At 69.0% G+C, this 10,409-nt stretch carries 10 protein-coding genes; all 10 read right to left on the reverse strand.

Translation table 11 applies throughout. The features are described 5' to 3' along the window. Positions 1 to 46: 46 nt before the first annotated feature. Positions 47 to 484, reverse strand: a complete 438-nt coding sequence (locus tag M878_RS62650; RefSeq protein ID WP_023546737.1) for a Cg1360 family ATP-synthase-associated protein — start codon at positions 482 to 484, stop codon at positions 47 to 49. Between the two features lie 301 nt (positions 485 to 785). Next, positions 786 to 2,117 (reverse strand): MraY family glycosyltransferase, encoded by a 1,332-nt coding sequence (locus tag M878_RS62655; protein ID WP_023546738.1) that lies wholly within the window; start codon positions 2,115 to 2,117, stop codon positions 786 to 788. A 150-nt stretch (positions 2,118 to 2,267) separates the two neighbouring features. Further along, positions 2,268 to 3,506 carry a serine hydroxymethyltransferase gene (locus M878_RS62660; RefSeq protein WP_023546739.1) on the reverse strand — a complete coding sequence of 413 codons (1,239 nt, stop codon included), beginning with the start codon at positions 3,504 to 3,506 and terminating at the stop codon, positions 2,268 to 2,270. Between the two features lie 227 nt (positions 3,507 to 3,733). Next, a complete protein-coding gene (locus M878_RS62665) occupies positions 3,734 to 4,411 on the reverse strand; it encodes an arsenate reductase/protein-tyrosine-phosphatase family protein (protein WP_023546740.1) in 678 nt (225 codons plus the stop codon). After that, positions 4,408 to 5,055 (reverse strand): L-threonylcarbamoyladenylate synthase, encoded by a 648-nt coding sequence (locus M878_RS62670; RefSeq protein WP_023546741.1) that lies wholly within the window; start codon positions 5,053 to 5,055, stop codon positions 4,408 to 4,410. The genes M878_RS62665 and M878_RS62670 overlap by 4 nt, the downstream gene beginning before the upstream one ends. Before the next feature lie 61 nt (positions 5,056 to 5,116). Next, the gene (gene prmC / locus M878_RS62675) at positions 5,117 to 5,962 is read right to left on the reverse strand and encodes a peptide chain release factor N(5)-glutamine methyltransferase (protein WP_023546742.1); all 846 of its coding nucleotides are present in this window, start codon (positions 5,960 to 5,962) and stop codon (positions 5,117 to 5,119) included. A gap of 32 nt (positions 5,963 to 5,994) precedes the next feature. Beyond that, positions 5,995 to 7,071 carry a peptide chain release factor 1 gene (gene prfA / locus M878_RS62680; protein ID WP_023546743.1) on the reverse strand — a complete coding sequence of 359 codons (1,077 nt, stop codon included), beginning with the start codon at positions 7,069 to 7,071 and terminating at the stop codon, positions 5,995 to 5,997. 106 nt (positions 7,072 to 7,177) lie between these two features. Further along, the gene (gene rpmE, locus M878_RS62685; RefSeq protein ID WP_014675000.1) at positions 7,178 to 7,402 is read right to left on the reverse strand and encodes a 50S ribosomal protein L31; all 225 of its coding nucleotides are present in this window, start codon (positions 7,400 to 7,402) and stop codon (positions 7,178 to 7,180) included. A gap of 170 nt (positions 7,403 to 7,572) precedes the next feature. Then, the gene (locus M878_RS62690; protein ID WP_023546744.1) at positions 7,573 to 8,706 is read right to left on the reverse strand and encodes an LCP family protein; all 1,134 of its coding nucleotides are present in this window, start codon (positions 8,704 to 8,706) and stop codon (positions 7,573 to 7,575) included. A 376-nt stretch (positions 8,707 to 9,082) separates the two neighbouring features. Further along, positions 9,083 to 10,409: transcription termination factor Rho (rho, locus tag M878_RS47745; protein ID WP_023546745.1), on the reverse strand; the 1,327-nt coding region annotated here is incomplete at its 5' end.

Below are 10,409 nucleotides of genomic sequence, written 5' to 3' on the forward strand. Positions count from 1 at the left end.
GGACGATAGCAGGAGATCTCACAGCCCTTTATCCCGCCCCTACCCCTCACGACGACGGCCCTGTCTTCTCGGGCTTCTCGCTCTTCTCAGAGTCCGGGTCGACGTAGAAGATCTTGGCCTTCATGTGTGCGCGAGCCTGCGCGGCCATCCACACGACGGTCACGACGACCAGCGACAGGGCGAACGTCTTCGCGTTGAAGAGAGAGGTGTCCTTGAAAACAGCGACGAAGATCAGGAGGAGCAGCAGCTGGGCTACGTAGAGCAGCAGCCCCATCATCTGGAAGAGCTGGGGGAGCGTTTTTGCCGTCCACTGCAGCACGTACAGGCCGATGCCCATGAACAGGATGGCCAGTGCCGTGCCGACAGCCGCGCCGATCGCACCCTTGCCCCCCGCGACCGCTGCGCTCACGGCGACAGCGATCACGCCTGCGATCGCTGCGGGCACAGCGATCTGCAGAAGGTTCCGGGCGTCTTTGGACGGCATGGCGGCAACTCCGCTTTCACAAGGGGGCAGGGTGTCGTCATGGACGAGCGTAGTCCCGGGCTGAGTGATCGAGACCTCACACCAAGGGACCGCCGTACTGCGGTCCTTCGGCTCTATCCGGGTTCTCGTGAACCGTATCACAAACTATTTGATGAGGTCTTTACCCGCTGGGTGTGCTTGCTGTCACACATGAGAGTGACAGTGCCCGTCTGTGCAAAAACCGGGCCCACTTGTCTGGTATTGGGAGCTTTACACCCCCACGAGTTGGCAATGCTCTCGTCAGATTCTTACCTGGTTCGTCTCAGCGGCGATCAAAGAAACGCGAACGAGGGCCAATCGCGGTCGCCCCGTTGACGCCCGAGACTCCGGCGGTGACAGGGGCCCGTTCCCCGGTCTCGTGAGGGGCCTGACGAGTCCCCTGCGGCGCACCCGCCTCCATGGCCACAGCGGCCTCGGCCACCCGGCGCCGGCGGCGGTAGCGCGGCGGCACGAACCGCTGCGCCCAGACCGGCACCCGCGGCGTGAAGCGCGGGAGCAGCAGCAGGACGAGCCCGACCGAGCTGAGGAACACCACGCCGAGCACGATCCACATCGAGGCCGAGTTGACCGAGTACGCCAGCGCGCCGAAGGCGATCAGGGCCGACCAGAAGTACATGATCAGCACGGCCCGGCTGTGCGAGTGGCCGATCTCCAGCAGCCGGTGGTGCAGATGCCCGCGGTCCGCGGCGAACGGCGACTGGCCGCGCCAGGTGCGCCGGACGATCGCGAGGACCAGGTCCGCGGCCGGCACCGCGATGATCGTCAGCGGCAGCAGCAGCGGGATGTACACCGGCACCGTCTGGTGCACGGCCGCCTTCTCCGAACCCGTGAACAGCGCGAGGGCGTCCGGGTCCACCTGGCCCGTGATCGAGATCGCACCCGCCGCCAGCACCAGACCGATCAGCATCGAGCCGGAGTCACCCATGAAGATCCGCGCGGGATGCATGTTGTGCGGCAGGAAGCCCAGGCACATGCCCATCAGGATCGCCGCGAACAGGGTCGCGGGAGCGGCGGCCTCGATGCCGTACGAGTACCAGATCCGGTACGAGTAGAGGAAGAACGCGGCGGCCGCGATGCAGACCATGCCGGCCGCGAGGCCGTCCAGGCCGTCCACGAAGTTCACCGCGTTGATCGTGATGACGACGAGCGCGACGGTCAGCAGGGTGCCCTGCCACTGGGTCAGTGCCACATTGCCGACGCCGGGGATGGGCAGCCACAGGATCGTCAGACCCTGCATGACCATGACGCCCGCGGCGATCATCTGGCCGCCCAGCTTGATCAGCGCGTCGATCTCGAATTTGTCGTCCAGGACGCCGATCAGCCAGATCAGGGCCGCTCCGGAGAGCAGGGCCCGCGGTTCGTTCGACTTCGCGAAGACCTCGTTGAGGTTGGTCAGGTGGGCCGCGACCAGCAGGCCCGCGCACAGCCCGAAGAACATGGCGATACCGCCGAGGCGCGGAGTGGGCTCCCGGTGCACGTCACGGGCCCGGATCTCCGGCATCGCCCCGGCCACGATCGCGAACTTCCGTACCGGCCCTGTCAGCAGGTACGTCACCACGGCCGTGACGCAGAGCGTCAGCAGGTATTCACGCACGGGCTTCCCCACAGGTCTCGCTGGCCATCACAGCCCACACCCTAGCGATGGACGTATATGGATGGGGACTTCCGGGTAGTCACGATGGTTGCACGTGTGGCTGTGAGCCATGGCGCGCATCAGGGTGTACGGGACACCGCCTACCCCCGTTCAGCCTGGATACGGCGGAAAATCGCCTGTGAGCACGCGCACCTCGTCCCGAGCCGCGGCCGGGTCGGTCGCGCCCCGCAGCACGGCCGCCATCAGCGCCGCGATCCGCAGCATCTCCGGCTCCCCCATGCCCTGCGTGGTCACCGCGGCCGTGCCCAGGCGCAGACCGCGGCCGTCGCCGTGCGGCAGCACACAGCAGTCCAGAACGATCCCGGCGGCGGCCAGCCGGCCACGGGCGGTGCGGCCGTCCACGCCGAGCGGGGCGGGGTCGGCGGTGATCAGGTGGGTGTCCGTGCCGCCGGTGGTGACGGCGAGACCCTCGGCGGCCAGCTGACCGGCCAGCATCCGCGCATTGTCGACCACCTGATGGGCGTACAAGCCGAACGCCGGTGTTGCCGCCTCGCCGAACGCCACGGCCTTCGCGGCGATCGTGTGCATCTGCGCACCGCCCTGGGTGAACGGGAACACCGCCCGGTCGACGCGCTCGGCCAGTTCGCTCCCGCACAGGATCATCCCGCCGCGCGGCCCGCGCAGCACCTTGTGGGTGGTCGCGCACACGATGTCGGCGTACGGCACCGGGTTCGGCGCCACGCCGCCGGCGACCAGCCCGATCGGATGCGCGGCGTCGGCGATCAGATAGGCGCCGACCTCGTCGGCGACCTCGCGGAAGAAGGCGTAGTCGAAGTGGCGGGGGTAGGCGATGGAGCCGCACACGATCGCCTTCGGCCGGTGGTTGCGGGCGAGGTGGCGGACCTGGTCGTGATCGATGAGCCCGGTCTCCGCGTCCACGCCGTACCCCACGAAGTCGAACCAGCGGCCGGAGAAGTTCGCGGGCGAGCCGTGGGTGAGGTGGCCGCCGTAGTGCAGGCCGAGGGCGAGGACGGTGTCGCCGGGGCGCAGCAGCGCGGCGTAGGCGGCCAGGACGGCCGAAGAGCCTGAGTGGGCCTGGACGTTGGCGTGTTCGGCACCGAAGAGGGCCTTGGCCCGGTCGACGGCGAGCCGCTCGGCGACGTCGACGAGTTCGCAGCCGCCGTGGTGCCGGGCACCGGGGTAGCCCTCGGCGTACTTGTTGGCGAGCGGCGAGCCCAGCGCTTCCAGCACCGCGCGCGAGGTGAAGTTCTCGGCGGCGATCAGCTGCAGCGAGGTCGACTGCCGGCGCAGTTCGCCGAGCAGGATCTCGGCCAGCTCGGGGTCCTGGTGCCGCAGGACGTCGGTCTTGAGGGTAGGGGTGACCGACATGGCGGGCTCCCGGGCGGTCGACGGTGACGTACGTCCAATGTAGGCCGGGGATGTGTGGGGCGCCCGGTAATGAAGCCGCGCGAGAGCTCGGGAGTTCTGCGGGGACGGCGGCTGCGGGTGCGTCGTGGTGTGTCGCTCCCCACTCTCGACCGCGCTTGAGCGGGGGACCCCGTCGCGGCGGAGCCGCACCTTGAACATCGCGCCGCGCCCCTGGATGCGCGTCGGCGTCACGTCCGCGCCGGGACTCCCGTCAGCGCCGTCACCACGGGATCCAGCGCCTCTCGTATCTCGTCGCCGATGGACCGGAAGAAGGTGATCGGCGCGCCGTACGGGTCGTAGACCTCGTCCGCCTCCGCGGTCGGGGCGAGAAGCCAGCCGCGCAGGGCCGCCGCCGCGCGGACCAGGGCGCGGGCCCGCAGGACCACGCCGTCGTCCAGGGGCGGCAGCGTGGCCGGGTCTATGGCGCGGACCAGGCGGGTGAACTCCTTCAGGGTGAAGGTGCGCAGACCCGCCGAATGGCCCATGGAGATGACCTGGGCGCGGTGGTCGCGGGTCGCGGTGAGGACCAGGTCGGCCCTGATGACGTGCTCGTCCAGCAGCTCCCTGCCGACGAATCCGGAGGCGTCCGCGCCGAACTCGACCAGCACGGTCTCCGCGTTGGCCTCCATCGGCGCGCCCTCGTGGCCCCAGGTGCCCGCGCTCTCCACGATCAGCCCGCCGCCGAGCACGCCGAGCCGCTCTGTCACGAAATGGCGGGTCAGCCGCTCGGTGATGGGCGAGCGGCACACATTGCCGGTGCTGACGTGGAGGATGCGGAAGGTGTCACGCGGAAAGCCGAACGTCGTCGTCTCCTCCGCGAGATGCTCCCCGATACCTATGCCACGCCCCGCTTCAGGGGCCGTCAATTCGCCACCTCGAGGTCGGGTACGACCTTGCGCAGCTCCTCCGGCGAGATCGCGCCCTCGCGCAGCAGCACCGGCACCCGGCCGGTGACGTCGACGATGGACGACGGGACGTTGCCGGGGGTCGGGCCGCCGTCGAGGTAGACGGAGACGGAGTCGCCCAGCATCTCCTGCGCGGCGTCGCAGTCCTCCGGCGCCGGGTGGCCGGTGAGGTTGGCGGAGGAGACGGCCATAGGGCCGACCTCGGTGAGCAGCTCGAGCGCGACCGGGTGCAGGGGCATACGGACGGCCACCGTGCCGCGGGTGTCGCCGAGGTCCCACTGCAGGGACGGCTGGTGCTTGGCGACCAGCGTGAGGGCGCCCGGCCAGAAGGCGTCGACCAGCTCCCAGGCCAGCTCGGAGAAGTCCGTGACGAGGCCGTGCAGGGTGTTCGGGGAGCCGATGAGGACAGGGGTGGGCATAGTGCGGCCCCGGCCCTTGGCGGCGAGCAGGTCGGCGACGGCCTCGGAGGAGAACGCGTCGGCGCCGATGCCGTACACCGTGTCGGTCGGGAGCACCACCAGCTCGCCCCGGCGGACCGCGGACGCGGCCTCGCGCAGACCCGTCGCGCGGTCGGTCGCGTCGTTGGTGTCGTATCGCCGTGCCATCTCTAACGGGCCTCCTCGTACACGTAATGCTGGACTTCGGAAAACACTGCCTGGGGGGTGCTCACGGCAGCGCTCTGCGGGCGGTCGCGAACCGGGGGCGGTTGTTGAGGTCGGGGTGGTCGGCCGCGTCGGCCCAGCCCCGCTCCTCGGTGAAGATCCAGGGGACCTGGCCGCCCTGGGTGTCGGCGTGCTCGATCACGACGACGCCGCCGGGGCGCAGCAGCCGGTGCGCGGTGCGTTCCAGTCCGCGGATGAGGTCGAGGCCGTCCTCGCCGGAGAACAGGGCCAGCTCGGGGTCGTAGTCGCGGGCCTCGGGGGCGACGTACTCCCACTCGGTCAGCGGGATGTACGGCGGGTTGGAGATGACCAGGTCGACCTGGCCGTCAAGGTCGGGGAAGGCGGTGAGGGCGTCACCCTGGCGCAGGTCGACCCTGGAGCCCGCCACGTTCTTGCGCGTCCACACCAGGGCGTCCTCGGACAGCTCCACGGCGTGCACACGCGAGCGCGGGACCTCCTGGGCAAGGGCGAGCGCGATGGCGCCGGTGCCGGTGCACAGGTCGACGATGCACGGCTCGACGACGTCCATGGCCCGTACGGCGTCTATGGCCCAGCCGACCACGGACTCCGTCTCCGGCCGGGGCACGAAGACGCCCGGCCCGACCTGCAGCTCCAGATACCGGAAGTAGGCCCGGCCGGTGATGTGCTGCAGCGGCTCGCGCTGTTCACGCCGGGCGATGACCTCCCAGTACCGGGCGTCGAAGTCCGAGTCCTTCACGGAGTGCAGTTCGCCGCGCTTCACGCCGTGCACGAACGCGGCGAGCTCCTCCGCGTCGTTGCGCGGCGAGGGCACGCCGGCGTCGGCCAGCCGCTGGGTGGCCTGGGCCACCTCCGCGAGCAGCAGGTTCACGCAAGTCCTCCGTGTGGTACTCGTACGTGCCTTTATGCGGCTGCCAGCTTCGCCGCCGAGTCGGCGTCGACGCAGGCCTGGATGACCGCGTCGAGGTCGCCGTCCAGGACCTGGTCAAGGTTGTACGCCTTGAAGCCGACTCGGTGGTCCGAGATGCGGTTCTCGGGGAAGTTGTAGGTGCGGATCTTCTCGGAGCGGTCGACCGTGCGGACCTGGCTGCGGCGGGCGTCGGCGGCCTCCCGCTCGGCCTCCTCCTGCGCCGCGGCGAGCAGTCTGGAGCGCAGGATACGCAGCGCCTGCTCCTTGTTCTGCAGCTGGCTCTTCTCGTTCTGGCAGGAGGCGACGACCCCGGTCGGCAGGTGCGTGATGCGCACCGCGGAGTCGGTGGTGTTGACGGACTGGCCGCCCGGACCGGAGGACCGGTAGACGTCGATCCGGAGGTCGTTCGGGTTGATCTCGACGTCGACCTCCTCGGCCTCGGGGGTCACGAGGACACCGGCGGCGGAGGTGTGGATACGGCCCTGGGACTCGGTCGCCGGCACGCGCTGCACGCGGTGCACACCGCCCTCGTACTTCAGGCGGGCCCACACGCCCTGGCCGGGCTCGGTGGCGCCCTGGCCGCCCTTGGTCTTCACGGCGACCTGGACGTCCTTGTAGCCGCCCAGCTCGGACTCGGTGGCGTCGATGATCTCGGTCTTCCAGCCGGCGCGCTCGGCGTAGCGCAGATACATGCGCAGCAGATCGCCCGCGAACAGCGCCGACTCGTCGCCGCCCGCGCCCGCCTTGATCTCCAGAATGACGTCCTTGTCGTCACTCGGGTCACGCGGGACGAGCAGCAGGCGCAGCTTCTCGGTCAGCTCCTCGCGCTGCTTCTCCAGCTCCTTGACCTCGGCGGCGAAGTCGGGGTCGTCGACGGCAAGCTCGCGCGCGGTCTCTGTGTCGTCGCCGGCCTGCTTCCAGGAGCGGTACGTGGCGACGATCGGGGTCAGCTCGGCGTAGCGCTTGTTCAGCTTGCGCGCGTTCGCCTGGTCGGCGTGGACCGACGGGTCGGCGAGCTTCTTCTCCAGATCGGCGTGCTCGGCGACGAGTTCGTCGACGGCCTCGAACATCTTGGGCTCCTGATACTGCGGGTGAAGGGCTGGCGGGCGACCAAAAACGCCGGTCCCGGGCACACCCTCACGAGGGTGCGGCCGTGGACCGGCGAAATGGGGCTCGCTACTTCTTGGAGCCGGCGGCAGCCTTGCCGAAGCGGGCCTCGAAGCGGGCCACACGGCCACCGGTGTCGAGGATCTTCTGCTTGCCCGTGTAGAACGGGTGGCACTCGGAGCAGACCTCGGCCCGGATGGTGCCGGACTCGATGGTGCTACGGGTGGTGAACGACGCGCCGCAGGTGCAGCTGACCTGCGTCTCGACGTACGCGGGGTGGATGTCGCGCTTCAAGGTGTCTCCTAGGTTTCGGGAGGGCGCCGGGTCGCCGCCGCGGGGTGCGGGAGCGTGAACCGGAGCCGACGTACCAGTCTGCCAGGACTGGGGCCATCCACCCAAACCGGGGGTGCGGATGTTCTATTCCTGCGGGTGAGCGAATGGTCTGGGTGGCCTGGATGGTCGCCTTAACTACTCACCACGCCCTTGGCTTCACCTATGGCCGTGCCTTCGGTCGCCGTCTTCGGAATCGGCTGGTCGTTCTTCAGCGCGTCCCAGACAAGCTGGGCCTTCGTCTTCTCCAGAAGGACCCGGTTGGGGTTGGCCGGGTCGTACTGGACCGGCATGGTGACCATGGTCATGTGCTTGGCGCTGATGCCCTTGAGGCCGTCCGAGAAGTCGATCAGGGAGTTGACCGAGCCGAGGTCGGAGTCGGTGGTGACGGTCTTGGTGGCGGTGTCGGCGAGGTCGTACAGCTTCTTGGGGTTGCTGAAGACGCCTACGTTCTTGACCTGGTTGAGCAGTGCCTTGACGAAGGCCTGCTGGAGCTGGATGCGGCCCAGGTCGGAGCCGTCGCCGACGCCGTGCCGGGTGCGGACCAGGCCGAGGGCCTGCCGGCCGTTGAGCGTGTGGGTGCCGGCCTGGAGGGTCAGGTGGCTGTTCGGGTCGTCGATGTTCCTGGTCGTCGTGACCGGGACGCCGCCGAGGTCGTCTATGAGCTTCTGGAAGCCCGAGAAGTCGACCTCCAGGTAGTGGTCCATGCGGATACCGGTGATCGACTCGACGGTCTTCACCGCGCAGGCCGCGCCGCCGGTGCCGTAGGACTCGTTGAACATCGCGCCGGACACGGCGGGGTGGACGGTGCCCTTGGTGTCGGTGCAGGCCGGGCGGTCGATCAGGGTGTCCCGCGGAATGGAGACCACGCTGGCCTTCTTGTGGCCCTCGTAGACATGGACGATCATCGCCGTGTCGGAGCGGGCGCTGCCGTCGTCGACGCCGCCGCCGAGCTTCTTGTTGGAGCCGGAGCGGCTGTCCGAGCCGAGGACCAGGATGTTCTCGGAGCCGTTGTCGATCTTCCTGGGCCGGTCGTTGCCGAGGGCCTGGTCGATGTCGACGCTCTTGAGGTTGCCGTTGAGCTTGAAGTACACGTACCCGACGCCCGCACCGCCCAGTACGACGACACCGGCGACCGTCCAGGCCGCGACGCGCAGGGCCTTGCGGCTCTTGCTGCGGGCCTTGCGGCGGCGGCCCTTGCCACCCTTGCGGGGACCGGTCTCGCCCGGCTCGGATATGACGGTCTCCGGCGTGGTCTCGGCGGACACATCGCTCCTAGGTCTCGCGGTCGGTTACCCCCTGCTTTCAGGGTCAGGCGCGGTCAGTACCGCTCCATCGTCGCTCCGCATGGTCAGACGGAGAAACTCGGGACAGAGTTGCACAACGCAGCGTGCCCACCGCGTACGGCGACGGGCACGCTGTGTAGTCGTACAGAACGGGGGCACCCCGCTCACCTGCGGTTTCAGCCCCAGATGTCGTACGCGAGGAATCCGGTACCCGCGGAGATCCTTGTGGCAAAAATCTCGCTTATGGCCTGTTACTGCGGCAAAAGGCCGCCCTTCGTCACCTTTGACGGAGGGCGGCCTCAACACGCTGGAGGCGCGACCGGAGCACCGAAGTTCTTCGGCTCTCCCAGCGGAGCGACTAGTCCCCGTTACCGGGCGTCGGCGTCGTCTTCTGAATCTGCATCAGGAACTCGACGTTCGACTTCGTCTGCTTCATCTTGTCGAGCAGCAGCTCGATCGCCTGCTGCTGGTCAAGCGCGTGCAGCACCCGCCGCAGCTTCCAGACGACGGACAGCTCCTCGTTGCCCAGCAGGATCTCTTCCTTACGGGTACCGGAGGCGTCCACGTCGACGGCCGGGAAGATGCGCTTGTCCGCGAGCTTCCGGTCGAGCTTCAGCTCCATGTTGCCCGTGCCCTTGAACTCCTCGAAGATCACCTCGTCCATGCGGGACCCGGTGTCGACAAGAGCGGTGGCCAGGATGGTCAGCGAACCGCCGTCCTCGATGTTCCGCGCCGCACCGAAGAACCGCTTCGGCGGGTACAGCGCGGTCGAGTCGACACCACCGGACAGGATGCGGCCGGAGGCGGGCGCGGCCAGGTTGTAGGCGCGACCCAGACGCGTGATCGAGTCCAGCAGGACGACGACGTCGTGGCCCAGCTCGACCAGCCGCTTCGCCCGCTCGATCGCCAGCTCGGCGACCGTGGTGTGGTCCTCGGCCGGGCGGTCGAAGGTCGAGGAGATGACCTCGCCCTTGACCGACCGCTGCATGTCGGTGACCTCTTCCGGACGCTCGTCGACGAGGACGACCATCAGGTGGCACTCGGGGTTGTTGTGCGTGATCGCGTTGGCGATCGCCTGCATGATCATGGTCTTACCGGTCTTCGGCGGGGCCACGATCAGACCGCGCTGGCCCTTACCGATCGGCGAGACCAGGTCGATGATGCGGGTGGTGAGCACACCCGGGTCCGTCTCCAGGCGGAGCCGGTCCTGCGGGTAGAGCGGGGTCAGCTTGTTGAACTCCGGGCGGCCACGGCCGTGTTCGGGCGCCATGCCGTTGACGGAGTCGAGGCGGACGAGCGCGTTGAACTTCTCGCGGCGCTCCCCCTCCTTCGGCTGGCGGACCGCACCGGTGATGTGGTCACCCTTGCGCAGGCCGTTCTTGCGGACCTGGGCGAGGGAGACATACACGTCGTTCGGGCCCGGGAGGTAGCCGGACGTCCGGATGAACGCGTAGTTGTCGAGGATGTCCAGGATGCCCGCGACGGGGATCAGGACGTCGTCCTCGGCCAGCTGCGGCTCGGCGATCTCGTCGCGGCCACGACGGCCACGGCGGTCGCGGTAGCGGCCGCGACGGCCCCGGCGGCCGCCCTCGAAGTCGTCCCCGTCCTCGTCGGCCCGCTGCTGCTGGCGGTCCTGACGGCCGCCGCCCTGCTGCTGGCCCTGCTGCTGACGCTGGCCGCCCTGG

The sequence above is a fragment of the Streptomyces roseochromogenus subsp. oscitans DS 12.976 genome (assembly GCF_000497445.1).
GTDB classification, from domain to species: Bacteria; Actinomycetota; Actinomycetes; order Streptomycetales; family Streptomycetaceae; genus Streptomyces; species Streptomyces oscitans.

Excerpts from the sequence above, each read along its gene's own strand:
- M878_RS62660 (WP_023546739.1), bottom strand. The coding sequence starts at position 3,506 with ATGTCGGTCACCCCTACCCTCAAGACCGACGTCCTGCGGCACCAGGAC.
- prfA (WP_023546743.1), bottom strand. The coding sequence starts at position 7,071 with ATGTTCGAGGCCGTCGACGAACTCGTCGCCGAGCACGCCGATCTGGAG.
- M878_RS62670 (WP_023546741.1), bottom strand. The coding sequence starts at position 5,055 with ATGGCACGGCGATACGACACCAACGACGCGACCGACCGCGCGACGGGT.
- M878_RS62650 (WP_023546737.1), bottom strand. The coding sequence starts at position 484 with ATGCCGTCCAAAGACGCCCGGAACCTTCTGCAGATCGCTGTGCCCGCA.